The 19,318-nt window shown below is 33.2% G+C and carries 13 protein-coding genes; 6 read left to right on the top strand and 7 right to left on the bottom strand.

The window, feature by feature from the left end:
• Positions 1 to 27: 27 nt before the first annotated feature.
• Positions 28 to 216: a hypothetical protein gene (locus tag ACP6PM_RS07605; RefSeq protein ID WP_426583319.1), complete on the bottom strand. Its 189-nt coding sequence runs from the start codon at positions 214 to 216 to the stop codon at positions 28 to 30.
• 79 nt (positions 217 to 295) lie between these two features.
• Here ACP6PM_RS07605 and psaK point away from each other — a divergent pair, with 79 nt between their 5' ends.
• Complete coding sequence (gene psaK / locus ACP6PM_RS07600; RefSeq protein ID WP_426583317.1) at positions 296 to 577, top strand: photosystem I reaction center subunit PsaK; 282 nt, start codon at positions 296 to 298, stop codon at positions 575 to 577.
• 186 nt (positions 578 to 763) lie between these two features.
• On the opposite strand, the gene ACP6PM_RS07595 is transcribed toward psaK, so the two are convergent.
• The gene (locus tag ACP6PM_RS07595; RefSeq protein ID WP_426583315.1) at positions 764 to 2,167 is read right to left on the bottom strand and encodes an RNA-guided endonuclease InsQ/TnpB family protein; all 1,404 of its coding nucleotides are present in this window, start codon (positions 2,165 to 2,167) and stop codon (positions 764 to 766) included.
• Between the two features lie 53 nt (positions 2,168 to 2,220).
• On the opposite strand from ACP6PM_RS07595, the gene tnpA reads away from it, so the two are divergent.
• From tnpA to ACP6PM_RS07575, 4 genes are all read left to right on the top strand, one after another.
• The gene (tnpA, locus tag ACP6PM_RS07590; RefSeq protein ID WP_426583313.1) at positions 2,221 to 2,637 is read left to right on the top strand and encodes an IS200/IS605 family transposase; all 417 of its coding nucleotides are present in this window, start codon (positions 2,221 to 2,223) and stop codon (positions 2,635 to 2,637) included.
• 65 nt (positions 2,638 to 2,702) lie between these two features.
• Positions 2,703 to 2,972, top strand: a complete 270-nt coding sequence (locus ACP6PM_RS07585; protein WP_426583311.1) for a hypothetical protein — start codon at positions 2,703 to 2,705, stop codon at positions 2,970 to 2,972.
• Positions 2,973 to 3,232: 260 nt separating this feature from the next.
• Positions 3,233 to 4,441 (top strand): site-2 protease family protein, encoded by a 1,209-nt coding sequence (locus ACP6PM_RS07580; RefSeq protein WP_426583374.1) that lies wholly within the window; start codon positions 3,233 to 3,235, stop codon positions 4,439 to 4,441.
• Between the two features lie 125 nt (positions 4,442 to 4,566).
• A complete protein-coding gene (locus tag ACP6PM_RS07575; RefSeq protein WP_426583309.1) occupies positions 4,567 to 5,769 on the top strand; it encodes an RNA-guided endonuclease InsQ/TnpB family protein in 1,203 nt (400 codons plus the stop codon).
• Positions 5,770 to 6,081: 312 nt separating this feature from the next.
• On the opposite strand, the gene ACP6PM_RS07570 is transcribed toward ACP6PM_RS07575, so the two are convergent.
• From ACP6PM_RS07570 to ACP6PM_RS07550, 5 genes are all read right to left on the bottom strand, one after another.
• Positions 6,082 to 8,130, bottom strand: a complete 2,049-nt coding sequence (locus ACP6PM_RS07570; RefSeq protein WP_426583307.1) for a tetratricopeptide repeat protein — start codon at positions 8,128 to 8,130, stop codon at positions 6,082 to 6,084.
• 1,382 nt (positions 8,131 to 9,512) lie between these two features.
• Entirely contained in the window at positions 9,513 to 11,468 is a 1,956-nt protein-coding gene (locus ACP6PM_RS07565; RefSeq protein WP_426583373.1) for a tetratricopeptide repeat protein, read from the bottom strand.
• A 1,526-nt stretch (positions 11,469 to 12,994) separates the two neighbouring features.
• Complete coding sequence (locus ACP6PM_RS07560; RefSeq protein WP_426583306.1) at positions 12,995 to 15,703, bottom strand: tetratricopeptide repeat protein; 2,709 nt, start codon at positions 15,701 to 15,703, stop codon at positions 12,995 to 12,997.
• 13 nt (positions 15,704 to 15,716) lie between these two features.
• Entirely contained in the window at positions 15,717 to 16,709 is a 993-nt protein-coding gene (locus ACP6PM_RS07555) for a glycosyltransferase family 61 protein (protein ID WP_426583304.1), read from the bottom strand.
• A gap of 135 nt (positions 16,710 to 16,844) precedes the next feature.
• Positions 16,845 to 17,111, bottom strand: coding sequence for a tetratricopeptide repeat protein (locus tag ACP6PM_RS07550; RefSeq protein WP_426583302.1), 267 nt, complete (start codon positions 17,109 to 17,111; stop codon positions 16,845 to 16,847).
• A gap of 788 nt (positions 17,112 to 17,899) precedes the next feature.
• Here ACP6PM_RS07550 and ACP6PM_RS07545 point away from each other — a divergent pair.
• A partial coding sequence (locus ACP6PM_RS07545) for a glycosyltransferase family 2 protein (protein WP_426583300.1) occupies positions 17,900 to 19,318 on the top strand: 1,419 nt, incomplete at its 3' end.

The following is a 19,318-nucleotide window of genomic DNA, read 5'->3' as shown; positions in this document are numbered from 1 at the left end:
ATAGTTATACCGATCGAGTTGTATAGATTATGCTAAAATATGACAAACAGAGTAGTTTGTGGTGCAAAACCAGGCCACTATGTAACCGCTATCCTGATAAGTTACCCCTAGCATGGTTAAGTAATTAAAACTTCTGTTTAGCCGATAACCAAGGCGACGTAAGGGACTAAGAATGCTTAGTTTGTACAAAGCGTCTACAGCTTTTCTTGTAGACATTGGGAGATACCCCCTCAGTAGGTTAATCTTGCTGTGCATTGTTAGCAAATGTTAGCAAAATCGTATCGGAGATAAGAACTTGATTTACTCTAGTTTAATTCTAGCAGCACAATCTCATCCTCTCTCTGCAGAGTGGTCACCAAAAGTAGCAATTATAATGATAACTTGTAACTTAGTGGCAATTGTAATTGGCTACTATGCCATTTCAAAGCAAAATCGTGGACAAGGGCCAGATTTACCTGTATCGTTACCAGCAATTTTTACTGGCTTTGGAATACCAGAATTATTAGCTACTACAAGTTTTGGTCATATTTTAGGAGCAGGAATGATTTTAGGGCTTGGTAGTGCTGGTATGCTATAATGTAGACATAACCTGATTTTAGTTAAAAGTATAGGGGGTTCTCTATTTTTACAGAAGAGAATCCCCAATTTTTAGTTTGTAATTTCATAGATGTCCAAATTAGGTATTGATTGTTAAGTACCTGGACAGAATTAATTTAATTTTTGGCGGTGGTAGGCAAGAGTCAATAGGTAAGAAGTGACTTACCTACACAGACGCATCCGCTTTCTGTGTAGGCTTCTGATGCCTTTTAAAGACTCTCAGAACTTCCTTAGAAACAGAAGCAGTTTTAGATTTAGCTATAACCACTTTGTTTTGACGGCGGTTTATAGTCGGGAACAAGTCCAGCCCGACTCGTTTCACATTGATAGCAGCGTTAATATCTCTATCAATTTTTAACTGTAATTCTTCATCGAAATATTCTCTGATACTGCAATCTGTAAACACTATTTCATCTCTATAAGAAAGCAATTGAGATGTATAATTTGGTTTAACTTCAACAACATCGGCGTTAGCTTTTGCGGCTACCTGACCCAACACTTCAAAGAATTGACCAAATGCAGCATCTAGCCAAGATTTATTTAATCCAGACTTGGAGGATTGACCATTAGGCAAATATTTCCCATCTTTATCTTGTTTGGTTTGATTTTTGCGAGTTAAACCTGCGAGATTTAACTTCTCATGGAAAAATACTTTTTTACCTGTTTGAATTAATTTGTAAGCTGTTTTGTAATGGAAATTTTTACGACTTCTCGCTATTTTTTGATGAATTTTACCTTCGCGTTTTGCTAGTTTTCGTCTAGGTTTACTACCATGCTTACGTTTGTTTTTGCGTTGAGAAGTTTCTGTTAATTTCTCTTGATTGCTTCTTAAAGGTTTCAGAGAAGATAATTTACTTCCAACTGAAGTAGCTAGATAAATATCTTTGTCTAGTACAGCATCTAGACCTATTGAGTTTTCCCAAGTAGGCTGAATATTATCAGTTTTCAACTCAGGGATTGACTTATCCTCTAAGCTTAAATTTATCCACCAACCATCGGCTTTGTTGATTAGTGAAACTTGTTTTATTTTACTTCCATCAGGCATTTGTCTGTGAGTTCTCACTCTCATCAAACCTATTTTAGGAATTGAAATATATAACCATTTACCATTAATTGATGAAAATTTCAACCAGGAATCATCCCCATTAGGAAAATTTAATGAACGATATCTAGATTTACTTTTAAATCTCGGTTTTCCGCTACGATTACCTTGACTATCACCTGCTACAAATCTAGAAAATGTTTTTTCTACTCTTTTACAGACATCTTGTAAAACTGTTGAATAAACTTTACAAAAATCTAAATGCTCACCTGAGTGTTTGACTTCTACTATAGACTTTTTCAATTCTGGTAATTGCTTTTTCTGGTTGTAGTAATTTGGTCTATCTTTTAATTCTGGTAAATGACAAATTAGAGGACAAGCATTTATAGGACATCTGTTTTGTTCCCACCAGTTAAAACGTTCTCCTAACATTCTGTTATACCAATACCGACAAATTCTGAGCCAGTTGTTTAGTGTAAACTTCTGGCTAGTCTCTGGATATATACGATATTGGTAAGTATATTTCATAGGTGATAAATTTTATGATACACTGATTATAACACAATATTCTGGAATGTCGATTGAAAAATGATTTGTATTCAAAAGGAAGATCTGTCTCTGACTTAAAAGCCCATTTAGTATTAACTACAAAATACAGGCGTAAAGTCTTTACTGGGACAATGATTGAACGGCTACATGAAATATTTGCTGGTTTGTTAGAACAACAAGACTGTAGGCTGGTAAGCTTTGACGGTGAACAAGACCATATACATCTATTGTTCCAGTACCACCCCGATATACATTTGAGCAAATTAGTTAACTCCCTTAAAAGTGTTTCTAGTCGCAAAATGCGTGTTGAATTTGGTTCAGAATTAAGCAAAACTTACTACAAAAAACCTGTGTTATGGAATAGTTCTTACTTTATTGCTAGTTGTGGTGGTGTAACTATTTCTGTGTTGAAAAAGTATATAGACTCTCAGGATACACCGGATGGTTAAGGCCGGGATTCATCCCACGCCGACGTTACCTTTCGGCGTGGGGCTTCTCCCGGGAGAAGCTAATTATGTACGCTAATTCTTGTCAATGGAATCCTGAAGAATTTAAAAGCAATATTCAAGGTGTGCGAATTGGTAGCATGGTTTTGGCTGTTTTTGCTCATGGGTTGAATCACGATTTGACTTCCGAAGTTTGGAAGTTATTTCTTTTCGGAGTCCCCAGTGTTTGTTTAGGAATTGGTGCGGGGATTATTTTATCAAAGTATTTGAACCCTGTTATTTTTCAAAAAGTTGTTCTTATTTTGTTGCTGCTTACAGGAGTTAAACTGTTCTTTTGATAAAATTAAAGTAGTGACATTACAGGTATTATTATTAGGACTTAGGCAGTACCGCTATATATAGTAGACATCTCCAGAAAATAAATTTGCTATTTATTTAGTATAAGTTAGAGTTGTAAAAGTTACTCAAAAAATGATTTTTCGTGCCTTTTCAGTAAAAATATTTTCCCTCCATACCTGTTCTCTATTCTCTGTTCCCTGTTCCTTAAAATTTTGGTAGATTAAGTCAAAACTTGAATAAAAAAACCAAAAAAAATATCATGCAGGCAGGTTGGAAAATAGGCAATTTATTTGGTATCCCTTTATTTCTGGATTACTCGTGGTTAATTATTTTATTTTGGGTAACATACATCAATAGTCAAGATTATCAAGAAAGTGGGCTTTTTTTAGCTTGGGGTGCTGGATTTGTCATTACTCTACTACTATTTGGCTCTGTACTTTTACATGAATTAGGTCATAGTTTAGTTGCTATTTCTCAAGGAATCAAGGTTAATTCTATTACCTTATTTTTATTTGGTGGAGTTCCTTCAATAGAACGAGATTCTAGAACTCCTGGAGAGGCTTTTCAAGTAGCGATCGCCGGACCTTTGGTGAGTTTAGTTTTATTTTTTTTATTAGGTTTAACAAGTTTATTATTCCCGACATCAAGTTTGGTTGGGAAGTTAATTAGTAGAGTAGCAGAAATAAATTTAATTTTAGCGATTTTTAATATAATTCCTGGCTTACCTTTGGATGGCGGACAGATATTAAAAGCAGCTATTTGGAAAATAACTGGTAGTCGTTTAACAGGGGTAAGATGGGCAGTTAAAAGTGGTAAAGGTTTAGGATGGTTAGGAATTAGTTTAGGGTTGATAATAGTTTTGACGATTAGAGATTATGGTGGTTTTTGGATTGCGTTAATTGGCTGGTTTGCTATGCGTAATGCTAGAATTTATCAGCGCATAACTGATTTACAGTCAGCCTTAATTAATATTCAAGCTCTACAGGTAATGACTCAAGATTTTCGTGTAGTAGATGCAGATTTAACTCTGAGTCAGTTTGCCGATAGATACCTTTTAAAAAGTTCTAAATTTTCAACTTATTTTGCTGCTTATAGGGGTCGTTATCTTGGTTTAGTTTATGATGATGCTATTCGTTATATTGAAAGAAGTTATCGGGAGACTCAAACTTTAAGGATGATTATTTGCCCTCTAAATCAGATGGTTACTGTGTCAGAAAAAGTTAGTTTATTAGAAGTTATTAACAGCATGAAATTTCATCAAGAAAGGCAAATAGCTGTACTTTCACCTGCTGGAGCAGTAGCAGGAATAATTGATAAAAGTGATATTGTGCGAGGAATAGCTAAATACTTGAAATTGAAGATTTCAGAAGCGGAAATTAAGCGTGTTAAAACAGAAGGTAATTATCCGTCGGGAATGAAGTTAGAAGCAATTGCTAAAGTTACCAATTTCAAAGGGAGTAGGGAATAGGGAGTGGGGAGTAGAGGAGTGGGAGAGAACTTCACCGAAAAATTGGGTTTGAAGCCTCGCCCTTCTAGGGCGACTTTTAATTTTTTCATTAAATATGTTATTATATTGTCAGTTAAAGTTTGATTATGAAAGCTAGATTTAAGTACCGTATATATCCAACACCAGGACAAAAATACCGATTAGCAAAGCTATTTGGTTGTGTTCGCGTTGTTTGGAACGATAGTCTAGCTTATTGTCAAGAAAAGTATAGATCCCAAGAAAAGAAACCTAGTAATTGTGAACTGCAAAAACAGTTTATTACTCAAGCCAAAAAGGCTGAAAATAGGGAGTGGTTAAGTGAAGTTTCAGTTGTACCATTACAGCAATCTTTGAATGACTTAAACCAGGCTTATCAAAACTTTTTCAGTTCTACAAAAGGCAAGAGAAAAGGTAGACCTGTAAAACCTCCTAAATTCAAAAGCAGGAAATCAAAACAGACTGCTAGGTTTACCTTAAGGGGATTTAAAATACACCAGGACAAAGTTTACTTAGCTAAGGTTGGAAAGCTTAAAATTGTTTGGTCTAGGGATTTACCTGCTGCTCCATCATCAGTCACAGTAATTAAAGATTCAGCTAATAGGTATTTTCTCAGTTTTGTAGTAGAAATACAACCAGAAATATTACCTCAAACTGATAATTCAGTAGGTATAGATTTAGGCATTAAAACTTTTGCTACTTTGAGTAATGGAGAAAAAGTTGATGCACCAAAACCGCTAAAGAAACGGATTGAAAAATATCGAAAGTTAAGTAAATCATTATCTAAAAAAACTAAAGGATCTAAAAGGTATGAAAAGGCTAGATTGAGAGTGGCTAAATTTCATGCCAAACTGAAAGATACAAGGAGAGATTTTCTGCATAATTTCTCTACTAAAATAATTCGCGAAAACCAAACAATTGTTTTAGAGGATTTGAATGTATCTGGCATGGTGAAAAACCGCAAATTATCCAAAGCCATATCAGATTTAGGATGGAGAACATTCAGGACTTTTTTAGAAGGAAAAGCAGAAAAATATGGTCGTAATTTCAGAGTAATTAATCGTTGGGAGCCAACCAGCCAAAAATGCAGTTGTTGTGGTTTTCGTGGAGGCAAATTAGACCTTCAAGTGCGAGAGTGGGAATGCCTCAACTGTGGTGCCAAACATGATCGTGATGAAAATGCAGCAATAAATATATTAGTCGCGGGCGGGCAGTCCGAGACATTAAACGGACGTGGAGGCAAGCAGAAGACTACTGCCAAAGTAGCAGCAGCCTGTGAAACGTCAACTCGCCGAGGAGCTACGGCTCGGTAGGAATCCCCGCGCCTTTAGGCCGGGGAGGATGTCAAGATTGTGACAAATTATTTTACGAGCTTGCGTTATTTCATAGATTTGGTATCATACCCTGTACATAAGATATTGTGCCAATTTTGTGTCTAAACCTGAGAAAAGAGAATTATTTCAATCCCGAAGCTTTCCTAGGTCATGCTGCGCAAACAGCTAGAGGTACTGTTAACGCAGTTACGACCATAGGAGGCTAACTGATAACTGAAATTACCTTTTTTCTTTTTTCAATGTTTACTCCTCCTTCTTTCTTTCTTTTTCCTTATTTCTTCTTCCTTGCTTCTACCAATTAAATTTCATATCTAAATATTCCTCTAAACGTTGATTATGAGGCTCAAAATAATCGTTCAATTTTTGTCGAAGTGACTCACTAATAGATGAATAAGAACCAGAATTTAATTTTGGATAATCTTGTATTTGATAATCTGGCAAACCTAAAAAATTGAAAACTTGCTTCATTGTAGTTTTAGGGTCACTATAAAATTCTTCACTAGGCAAAATTAACAACTGTTCTCTAGGAAAAATATTCAACCATTTCTTCAGCCAATCTAAATAGACGCTAGAAGCTATATAATCTCCCTGATAATTCCAATAATCTTTTTCTTTGAGCAAACTAGATGAAATTTTTATCAGTTTTTCCAGTCTAGAATTAATTACCTCTTCAACAGACATATTCTCTGCGTTTGAACGTACTTCGTGATAATAGTTAGAGATAGTTCTATCTACTGGATTTCTTAATAGAACAATTAATTTAACTTTCGGGAAAAAATGAAATAGTCTAGGGGGAATATATGGAGCATCAAAATAACTAGGACTTGCTTCTCCAGTTAAGAATTTTTCTGACTCTGGAATTGGTGGAAAATGTGCCCGATACCAATCTAAACCTCTATGGAAATAGAAAGACCAAAAATCAATTTCTTTTTTAATCGCTGGTAAAATTTGTGGATGTTGAATTAGATAATGATAAATAGATGTAGTTCCTCCTTTTTTAACTCCAATTACGATAAAATTTGGCGTGGAGATTTGAGCTAAATTTTGGGATTTTAGAAAAAAGTTAGGATAGTTTTGTTTAATTTGTTGTTGAGAGGCAGTTTGATAAATTTCTATTGCTTCGGTATTTCTATTTACTTGAGTTAGAGCTTCAGCTAAGTTGAGATAACGACAAATTGAGTTATTTGGAGAATCAATAAATTTTTGAAATAAATTAACTATTTTTTGGAGTTTATCTTGCTTCTGAAAAGTTTCCCACAGACGAATATCAGACCACCAAGCAAAATCAGGGTTAAGTTCTATAGCACGATGGTAAGCAATGGTAGCTTCTAAGGATTTTTGTTGTTTGGTTAATGCCAATCCTAGGTGATAGTAAGATTGACTATCTTGTTCATCTTCAACGGCAGAATAAAATGAATTTAGTTGTTGTTCTAGTTGAATTTTTTGCCGGAATATTTTGGCGAGTTGCTGATAAACATCTATTTGATTGGGTAATATTTCTAGCAACAGGTAATAAATAACTATCGCTCCATGAATTTGATTTTCTTGTGCTAGATAATTTCCTAATTTCAGGTATAGTTCGGGATTTGCTTTGATGAGATATAGTGATTTTTGATAAATCGGATATTGGTCTGGATTTTTAATAGCTTGGCAATAATAATTGATAGTTTGATGTAAATTTGACTGACTAAGTTGGGCAAAAGCATCTCCTAACTGTAGGTGCATCCAAGTTAGATTAGGAGTAATTTGAGCAACTTCTAAATAAGTGGCGATCGCTTCGTCTAATCTTTTTTGTCTAAGTAAAACATCTCCTAAACATTGACGATACCAAACTACTTCTGGATTGAGTTTTATTGCCTGACGATATGCTGTTTCTGCTGTTTCTAGTTTTCCAACGTTAAAGAGAATATCTGCTAATTTTTGATGAGTTCCTTTGATTTCTGGATTGAGTTGAATTGCTTTTTGATAAGAAAGAATTGCTTGGTCAAATTCTCCTAGTTTAAATAAGGCTTCTCCTAGTTTATGGTAAGTCCAATAATTATCGGAATTAAGTTGAATAAAATTCTGGTAGGCGTTAACTGCTTCTTGCCATTTTTCTAGTTGCAGTAAAGCATTTCCTAAGTGATGGTAAGACCAAGGAAAATCAGGATTTAGTTTGATAGCTTTTTGGTAAGTGGTAATAGCTTGTTCCCAGTTTTGTAATTGAGTTAAAGCTTGCCCTAATTTATAGTAAGACCAAGAAAAATTAGGGTTGAGTTTTATTGCCTGGCGGTAGTTAGTAACTGCTTCTTCCCACTTTTGTTCTTTTAGGAATTTTTCTCCTAATTCGTAGTAGTTCATCTCTAGTTTCCCAGTTAAATTTCATCTAGAAGTCATTTAATATCTTTTAGATTGATTTTCCTTTCTACTATTTCTTCTAAGTAAAATTCCTAAATATTCGATTGTCTTGAAGTCAGGGAATTTAGTTGAATAAAAAGTCATGTACATAGGCGAACGAAGCACTACAGTTTTTATTATATCAAAATTTTTGTGGGGATGCAACCGAAAATCCTTTGAGGCGCCGAATTTTTTTCAGGAGCTTCATAAAATGAAAATGTTGGTGATTCTCTACTCAGGAGTTATGGATGGAAAGATTCGGTCGGGGAAAGAACAAGCATATTATCTTATGTATTAGAGCTTCAGGGAATGAAAATTTTCTCCTCTTGCTTCTAGGTGAAATTCCTAAATACCTGATTGTCTTGAAGTCAGGGAATTTAGTTGAATAAAAAGTCATGTATATAGGTGAACGAAGCGCTACAGTTTTTATCATATCAAAATTTTTGTGGGGATGCAACCGAAAATCCTTTGAGGCGCCGATTTTTTTTCAGGAGCTTCATAAAATGAAACGGTTTGACAATTTGATAAATCCAGAAACTCAAAGACTCGTTTCATAATAATTTTTGGCATCACTTCAGAGCTTCAGCACAGTTTATAGGTAAGCATTTCCTGCGGAATGCTCCGCAAAACAGCCATCAGCTATTAGCTAGTCTTTTACAGAGGACATGCGTTATCTGCTATTAATAAGAGAAGGAGTTCATTAATGGATAATTGATAATGAATAATTGATAATTACCTCGGGTTTTAACCGTACAGAAATTGAATCTAAGGAAATATTATTTCTTCTCTTGGTCGATTGGATATGGCTAGATTTCCTCAGCATCCCATCCTAACGGACTGCTCCGCAAACGACCGCTTTTTTATCCTTAAAAGGAGAGGCTTTAAACCAGAATTATTTAATTATTAATTATTAACAATTAATAATTCGGTAAAAGCAACCTTTGAAATAGAGAGAGAATTAAAAGTTACTGCTAAATTTAAGCCGTTTAACCTTAAAAATAATTATTCATTATTTGCTGAAGTGCTGGCGTTGCTGAAATGTAATGGTAAGTAGCTGAAGGTAAAATTGAAAAACTTATGTTTAGCGTTAATACTTAATCTAAAAATAATTACCACTCAGCAACGCCGAAGTGCTGACTGCTAGGAGCTGAATGCTTACATTTATAGTTGTTAGAGAAAGTAACCCTTTCACCTAAGTGTTGTTCCAGAAATTTTCTTCCTAACTCCTAGTGCAGGATGACGGAAATAAGTGACCAGTGACAAAATACTCAAAGCCTTACTAATCAAAACTTCTGAATTCTGAATTCTGAATTCTGACTTCCGCGTAGCGGTACTAGTCATCTACCTCAAGTTTCCCAATTAAATCTCATACCTAAATAGTACTCTAATTTATGATTATAATCTTGAAAGAAATCGCCCATTTTTTGCCGGATAGTGTCTTTGATATCTGGATAAGAACCTATATTTAATTTTTGATAATCTGGAATTTGATAATCTGGCAAATCTAAGAATTTGAAAACCTGCTGCATAACATTTGGTGGATTGATATTAAAGTCTTCGGTTTTGAGAATTAAAAACTGTTCTTTGGGAAAAATAGCCATCCATTTCTCCAAAAATTTTATGTAAACTCCTGGAGCTAAATAATACAAATTTCGCTGCCAATGATTTAAGCAAAAATTTGAGTTCTCCCGAAAATTTTGTAGAATCTCTAATTCATAATTTATTGCGGTTTCTAAAGAACGATTTTCTTTATTTAATCTCACCCAGTGATAATAGTGAGAAATTGCTCGGTCTATAGGATTTCTGAAAAGTATAATTAGCTTGATTTTGGGAAAGAAACTAAAAATTCTAGTTGCAGCTTCCAAGTTGCCAAAATATCCTGGACTTGCTTCACCTGTGAAATAATTTTCTGATTTGGGAATGGGAGGAAAATGAGCTAAATACCAATTTATTCCTTTAGCAAAGTTGCCAGACCAAAAGTTTATTTCTTTGAGAATAGGGGGTAAAACTTGTGGGTGTTGAGTTAGATAAGTATAAAGAGAAGTTGTTCCGCCTTTGCCTACTCCAATAATTAAAAAATCTGGTTTTCTAACGGCTTTTTGAAATTGTTCTAAATTCCAGTGCTTTTCCACAAAATTAGGGTGAGACTTTAAAATTTTTTGGTAACAAGCAGTTTGATAACAAGTAGTTGCCTCATCAATTTTTTCTTGGCTAGTTAAAATTTGTCCTAGATTTATATAAGTCAAAATAGATTGGGGATTAAGTTCAATTTTTTTTTGGTAGAGTTTTGCAGCTTCGTCTAACTTATTCGTTTTATGTAAGACATTTAATAGTATTGATAACCCACTATCTGCCCAGGAAATTTCGGGATTAATGGAAATGGCTTGCAAGTAGGAATTTGCTGAAGCTTCCCACTGATTATTTTTAACAAAAGCATCTCCTAATAATTTATGAACTTCATATATTTCTGGTTGAATTTTAATAGCTTGTTGATAACAAGTAATTGCTGTTTCTAAATCTCCTTGTTTAACCAAAGCATTTCCTAAGTAAGCCCATAACCAAAAAGCATTAGGGTTCAGTTTAATTGCCTGACGATAAGTAATAATTGCTTCATGCCATTGGTCTTTTTTGAGGAAGACTTCCCATAAACAGATATGAGACCAAGGAGAATCTGGATTTAACTGAATAGCTCTGAGATAATTAGGAATTGCTGCATCAATTTCATCTTTTTCGACTAAAGCATCTGCTAATAATTTATGAATTAGATCGAGGTGAGGTTGCCGTTGAAGTATTTCTTGATAATAGACGATCGCTTCATCTATTTTTCCCTGTTTAATTAAAGCATTTCCTAAATGTTGATAAGACCAATATAAGTCTGGTTTAATTTCAATAGCACGTTGATAAGCAATAACTGCTTGATGCCATTTTTTTTGTTGAATTAAAGCTTCTCCTAATTTATAGTAAGACCAGGGAAAGTTGGGATTAAATTGAATTGCACGACAGAAAGCGTTTACTGCTTTATCCCAGTTTTTTAGTTGTATGAAGACTAACCCTAATTTATGATGAAATAATGAGACTTTTGGGTGGTATTTAATAGCTGTTTCATAACAGGCGATCGCTTCAGATAATTGTTTTTGTTTGACTAAGATATCTCCTAATATTTTATGGGTTTCTATTTGTTGGGGATTTAATTGTATTGCTTGACGATAATTGGTAATTGCTAATTCTATTTTTCTCATTGCTTGTAATACTTTTCCTTGAGTATTGTAGGCGGGGACAAAGTTAGGTAAATCTGCTAAGATGCTTTGACAAGTTTTATAAGCTGCTTCTAATTTTCCCTGGGATAAGTAAGTTTCAGCTTATTGTGGTTTTGGCAATACTAAAGCTTGACTATTTTGATTTAAAGACATATCTAAATTTCGTAATTTTTTACAGGTAAATTGTAAATATTCAGCGGTCAGCTATTGGCTATTAGCTATCAGCTTGATTAGGTTTAAAAGAGGAAAAAGTAGTTGACAGCTTTCAAAAATTTAAAGGTATGGGTAAAAGTATATTAGTTAACTTTAAGAGTGTATTGATACTATTTATCTGTAACAATGCTTTTAATAATTGTTGCTTAGAGCTTATTAAACTAAGTATAGCAATCACGAATGATTTTGATAGAATTTAAGAATGACTAAGATAAATGAAACTCTTTTATATTCTGAGGAATGAGGATTGAGGACTGACTCCTAATTACCACTAAAATCTCACAACTGAAATATGATTGCTATATTATGATTTTTATATTCAGCGAAAGTTTATGGAGAAATGGTGTGAGCTAAATGGTTGATTAAAAGTAAGCATTCAGCTATTAGTATTCAGCTTTTTAACATAATAAGTAGTTATGCAAAATTAATTACACATATTTTACAGCTAAAAATCTAATGCTGTAAAAATTATAGGGAATAAAATTAGGTAATTAATACCATTTTCATAAAATATTGCTACAGTAACAGAAAAGGTAAAAGAAAATACGGAGCGCCGGAATCAGGAAAGATAAATAGACAAAAAATGGAGGAAAAAAGTTTAATTTTGACAATGAATGCAAACCATCAAGTATTCAAATGTAGGAATAAATTACAAATTAGAATGTAACAGCCTTTTTTGAATTTGGTATAATTTTGCCTAAGCACTTAACTTGACTTCGGTTAGCTAATGATTTTTATTCTTTCCTGTAGAATGCTGCACAAACATAACTTTGAATTCTCCTTGGAAACTAATTCCTGCTTATCAGGCAATCAATTAATAGCTAATAGCTGATAGCTGACTGCTGAATGCTTACCATTAAGAAGCTATTACTAGTCAGTATTCGGATGAGTGAAAGTAATAACTACTAAGGTTAGCTGATGAACTTTTTCTGAATAACTTTGAATTCTTCTTGGATACTAATTCCTCCTGACAAAATAATGAGTTAATGACTCATAGCTAAAGTCTGAATGTTTACAGTAAATTTGATTATAGGAGTCAGACAGAAGAATTCAGAATATAATTTTATGAATCAGAATAAGTTAATCAATAGGAAAAAAGGAAAGTAAGTATTTCTGTGCCGAAATCCTCCGCATTCATGTCGCACAGCGTTTTCTTACGGAATATGAAAACGAAGTTGTGCGGTATAAAAACAGCTAATTCGCAGTCAGCTTTTAGCTGTTTTATAAATAATGAATATAGACTTCTGTTGATCAATGTCAGTTTTTTTATTTTAATTTTCTTAAGACTAATTCCTGCTTATCAAGCAATGAATTAATAGCTAATAGCTGACTGCTGAATGCTGAATGCTTACAAATGATTATTCCCAATTAAATTTGATGCCTAGATACTCTTCAAGTTTTTGATTATAGGGTTGGAAATAATCACTTAAAGTGGAGTAAATTAATGGAGGAATATTAGGATAAGACCCAGAATTTAATTTTTGATAATTCTGGAGCTGATGTTTTGGTAAATCAAGAAAATTAAAAACTTTTTCCATCGTAGTTTCTGGTTCTTGATAAAATTCTTCGCTCCTCAAAATGAGGAATTGTTCTCTGGGAAAAATAGTCATCCATTTTTTGATAAATTCAACATAAACTCCATAACTCACATAATAAGATATATGATTCCAGTAAGCTTCTTGAAGGGAAGATTCTGGAATTTTTTGCAGTCTTTCTAATTGAGAATAAATTACTTCTGATAAAGATTTATTTTCCATCTTTAATCTAACTTCGTGATAATAGTGAGAAATTGCTCTATCTACTGGGTTTCGCAAAATTACAATCAGTTTAATTTTAGGAAAAATACTAAATAGTCTTTCTGGAGTATGCCAACTATTAATATAGGTAGGAGTTGCTTCTCCAGTTAAAAATTTTGTTTTTTCTGGAATGGGAGGAAAATGAGCTAAATACCAATCTATTCCTTTATCAAAGTATCTAGACCAAAAATATATTTCTTTTTTAATGGCAGGTAAAATTTGAGGATGTTGAGTCAGATAATTATATAGGGAGGTAGTGCCACTTTTGCCAGTACCAATAATAATAAAGTTAGGATGTGCTACTTTTTCCTGATGCCAATATTTGTTCACAAAACTAGGATGATATTTTAAACTTTGCTGGTAACAAGCTGTCCGATAAGAAGTAATAGCTTCATCTATTTTTCCTTGTTCAGTCAAAACTTCTCCTAAATTTAAGTTAGAGAAAATAGAGTCTGGTTTCTTTTGCAGAATTCTCCGGTAAAAATTTACTGCTTCTTGCAGTTTATCTGACTGTTTTAAGTAATTCCAGAAACGACTATAAGACCAATTTGTTTCGGGTTTTAACTTAATAGCTTTGAGGAAAGCTAGACTTGCTTGTTCCCACTCTTCTTGTCGAGTTAAAGATATTCCTAAATCATAGTAAAATTTAGAAGATTTTGGGTTTTGTTTAATAGCTGTACGACATCTTTCGACTTCTCGTTCTAACTCAACTTGTTTGTCTAAAGTTTTCTGGAGTTTATTTGTAATCTCTCGATCGTTTACCTTCAGTTGTAGAGCCATATTATAAATAATTACTGCTCCTTTATATTGCTCTTTTTCTGTCAGAGCATTTCCTAAATATAGATATAAGTCTGAATTTCGCGGTAGACTCAGCACTAATTTAGAGTTAATTATCTCTGTCTGATAATTTTGTATTGCCTGATAATAATAACTAATTTTATTCTCTAAATTCCCTTGAGATATTTGTCCTAACGCTTCTCCGAGTTTTTGATATATCCAAGGCATATTTGGCTCAATATTTAAGGCAGTTAAAAAGGTGAATATTGCTGAATTCCACCTTTGAAGTGTAACTAATACTTCCCCTAGGTTGTTATAAGACCAAGGTATATCTGGTTTTAATTCTATCGCCTGTATATAACTATCAATTGCTGCTTCAAATTTTCCTTGCTTGTGGAAAATATCTCCTAATTTATGATAATTTTCTCTTTGCTTAGATTGAAATTTGATTAAAGTTTGATAACAGAAAGCAGCTTCAGTATAAATATCAAATTTTCTAGTTTTTTCTACTTCGGCTAATCTAACTAATGCTGTTGCTAATTGATTATAAAATACAGAGTAATGAGGATGAATTTTTGTAGCTTGACGGTAAACTACTACTGCTTCTGAATATCTTTCAAGTTTTACTAAAGCATTACCTAAATTATTGTAACTTACATCTTTATAGGGGTCTATTTCTATGGCTTGGCGATAAACTGTTACTGCTTCGGAGTATTTTGATAATTGCATTAAAGCATCCCCTAAATTTTTGTAAGGCAAATATAAATCAGGCTTTAATTCAATAGCACGACGATAAACTTTGACAGCTTCATCCCATTTTTCTAGTTCCAATAAAGCTGTTCCTAATTTGTGGTAAGACCAAGGAAAATTTGGATTTAGTTCAATAAATTTTCTGTAGGCAATAATAGCTTCATCCCATTTTTCTAGTTCCAATAAAGCTGTTCCTAATTTGTGGTAAGACCAAGGAAAATTTGGATTTAGTTCAATAAATTTTCTGTAGGCAATAATAGCTTCATCCCATTTTTTTAATTGCAGTAATGCTTCTCCCAATTTGTGGTAAGACCAAGGAAAATTTGGATTTAGTTCTGTTGCTTTTCTATATGTAATGGCCCCTTCATCCCATTTTTCTAATTGCAGTAATGCTTCTCCTAATTTAGGATAAATTTCTGCTTGATTTTTGTTTAAATGAAGTGCCTGACTATAACTTGTAATTGCTAGAGACCATTGTTTTTGTTGGGAATGTAAATTACCTAAATTAGTATAAGCTTCTACTAGATTTGGATTTATCGAAATCCCTTGTTGATAATTCTCTTTTGCCAAGTTTAATTTACCCATTGCTTGTAGAACTTTTCCCAGAGTATTATAAGCAGGAGCAAAGTCTGGTTGTATCTCAATTATTTTGTCACAGATAATTTCTGCTTCATATAATTTTTCTTGGGCAAAGCAAGATTCAGCTTCTTGATATAAATCTAATACAAATCTTTGATAATTCATGTTTATCTACTGATTAAACTCCTGCTAGTTTCAGGATTTTTAGTAGTCGCTCTAAATTAACAATAATATCGGGTCCCCAAGGATACTTTATTGAGTTATCATCCTCATAATCTTCACACATTAAGTGGTAGTGTGACAAGCGACATATATTACTAAGCTGCCAGTATATAGAATTAATAAATTTTGGAGAAAAAATTTCAATTATCTTAGTTCCTGGATTACAAAAGACTAGATTTGCCAGTCCTGCAGTGTGAGGATAAATTATTATTTTAGCACCTGACATAAGTGACGCTTGTTCCGCTACTGAAATTGATTCTAGAGTCACAGTAATAAAACCTAATTTTTCTAGTAAGTTAACTACCTCTTCTTCATTGATAATTCTCCGGTATGGTGTCAGCTTCCTGCTAATGTATATACGTTCTTGTTTTCTAGTTAATTTACCAATATTTTCGGGTTTTAAAAATAAACTTCTTAAAAAACGACAGTTCCATTTTGTCACCCTAAGACTACCTTGCTTACCCATTAATGAAGGAACTATTAATTCCCGAGCTTTGATTTTAGGAAATAAGCGAGCTTCTATGACATTTTCCGGAGATATTTCCAAAACTTCTATGCTCTCTTTTGGAAACTTTTTACTACAGTGAGTAAAAACAAACTTATCTATATCTATAGTAGACATCAGATTACTTCTTCGTAATAAATCTATTCTGACAAATACATCAAACATCCAGTGGAAGTAATTATTTATTCCCAGATTTACTGGTAAAAAAGCCACAGTTCCATTAATTTCGTAAACTGGGGGTAATTGAGAGGAAGATATGATTATTTCAGCACAACTTGTTGCAATATCTGTGACAACTTTATTATCTGAAGTAATAACTACAGTTGTTCCTAAATCAACACATCCTTTTCCCTCTGACACTATTGCAACAAAAGCTGCTGCTAACTTTTCTTTTTTCTCCTGGAAACTTGGATAAATTTGTGGCTCAATTGTTTGAGAGGGCAAGAGATTTATGTAACTAGAGTCCGAAACTTTTATCCTAGTAATATTACTTTTTGAAGTGTTTGAGGTAACTTGCAAATTACCTGTTAAATTAAAAAATTTTTCTAGCCAATCTTGTGGTAATTTTTTCTGAGATTTCTAAGTACGAACTTGATTGTGACGACCCTGTTTTTTTAAGACGTATGCTATTTTTGATGAACATTTTCCATGTCTGGTTTCATTTGCTAACTGCCATTGTTTTTGTTGTGCATATATGCTGCCCAAGTTAGCATGACATTCTGCCAAATAATTAGGCTGAATTTCTAATGCTTGGTGACAAACTGCTATTGCCTCTTCAAATTTTCCTTGAGCCAAATATATTTCTGCTTTTTGATGTAGATTAACTACAGATATTTTTGGCTCCATTGTTATTCTCCTAATTTTGATAGTTAGTTATTTTGTAACCATTCAATTCGACGAGTTCAGTTAGCATTTAGCATTAATATCAGGATCTAAAAAATAGGAAATTTTCAGGAATTTGATATCAAATAATTTTTACTCGATATGTCAATAATACTTCTAATAAAGCCAATTAGCTCAGGGTGCATCTCAATTTGAATAAAGCCAAAAATTTATCGCTTTTAGGGAACAGGGAACAGGGAATAGAAAAAAAGTATTTTTGCAAATAAATATGAGATGCACCCATTAGCTTATGGCTGATAAAGCAGTTCCTCCACAGGAGGTTAGCTCACACCTGAATGGTTACATTATTTTAATTAGACTAAATTACCATTGCCTCTTATATACTCTCCATTTTCCAATCTACTTTTTCCCCGTGGCAAATTTTCTCAACTACCTTTAGTAATTTCAAAATTTTCAATAATTTATGCTCCCATACTGTGATAAATATTGGTAATGTTTGAATTTATTAATAAGTTGATAGTCAAGCTAAGATGATTGATAATTTTAGCATCAAATATATTGAGTAACTGGATGTATTATAAATAGGAGTTTAATCACCAAATCCATACAAGCGAAAAATATCTTTCGTAAGCATTTCTTGCGGAATTATGCCCAAACAGCACTCAGCTATTAGCTATAGTATTATTAACTTATTTTATTGTCAGCTAGAAGCTAAATACTTACTATCTTTCTTTTTCTTTTTCTAGGGAATAGCAAAACAAGAGTAGCTAAATTAAAAATATATAACCATCATGTCACAAACTTTTCTGAATCCAAAAGTAAGCGTAATTATTCCTGTTTATAATTGTGAACTCTACATTGCCCAAGCAATTGAAAGTGTCTTAAATCAAACCTATACTGACTATGAAATTATTGTTATAAATGACGGTTCCACAGATAATACCCATCAAGTATTGCAGCCGTACATGAAAAAAATTCGTTATTTTTATCAAGAAAATAAAGGATTATCTTCTACTCGTAACCAAGGCATAAAAATGGCAAAAGGAGAATTAATTGCCCTCCTGGATGCTGATGATTTATTTCTCTGTTATAAACTTCAAGAACAAGTAGCTATTTTCGATGCTCAACCAAATATAGGTTTGGTACAAAGTGGGTGGCGGGTTGTGAATGAAAAAGGAGAAAAAATTCAAGATGTTGAACCTTGGCATAAGTCTCCAGAATTAGACTTAGTAAGTTGGTTAAAATGGAAAGCTACTAATCCTAGTGGCATGATGTTTCGGAAAAAATGGTTGGAAAGAGTAAATGGGTTTAATGAAAATTTACGCAGACTAGAAGATTTTGATATTGTAATTCAATTAGCTTTAGCAGGTTGTCAAGCCACTTGGTTTCCTAAAGTTGCGGTCTGTTATCGTCAACATGGTGGTAATATGACGCGAAATTTACTTGCTCAAACAGAAGTAGAAGAAAAAATTTTAGATGAACTTTTTTCTAACCCTAATCTCCCTCCAGAAATTCAACATTTAGAAAGAGATTTACGGTACGGTTCTCTAATTTGGAATTGTTGGTGTTTATATAAATCTAGCTACTTTGCTGAAATGGCTGATTATTTGTATAAATCTTTAAGATTTTCTCCTGTTTCTGTGCTTAAAACTATCTGTGAGTGGCTTTATTATTTTGACTATTATGCTTTCCTAGAAAACTATTCATTTAATTCAGTTTCTTTGAATCAAATACCAGAGTGGCAACTGTTAATAAACAAAATTATGCCAAATGGTTTGCCATTGGTTAGTGTAGTTATTCCGACTTTCAATAATGCTGATTATATTCTTAAAGCGATTGAAAGTATTTTTACTCAAACTTATACTTTTTGGGAGATTATTATTATTGATGATGGTTCTACTGATAATACTTGCCAAGTTTTAGAATCTTACCTCAATCAAATAGACTTCTTGGAGAACTCTCCAACAGGAAATAGACATTCCCAACCAGATAAAAATTTCCAGAAAACAGGAAGTAACCGAAATTTAACCTTAGACTTCTTGGAGAACTCCCCAACAGGAAATAAGCAACCCGAAGCAGATAAAAATTTTCAGGAAACAGGAAGTAACCAAGATTTAACTTTAGACTTCTACCGAAACTCCCGAACAGGAAATAGGCAACCCGAAGCAGATAAAAATTTTCAGGAAACAGGAAGTAAGCAAGATTCAACT

Source organism: Dapis brunnea BLCC-M229, assembly GCF_050015995.1.
Classification (GTDB): Bacteria; Cyanobacteriota; Cyanobacteriia; order Cyanobacteriales; family Microcoleaceae; genus Trichodesmium.
The sequence above is the reverse complement of the archived record's forward strand: the minus strand, read 5'-3'. Positions and strand labels throughout refer to the sequence as shown.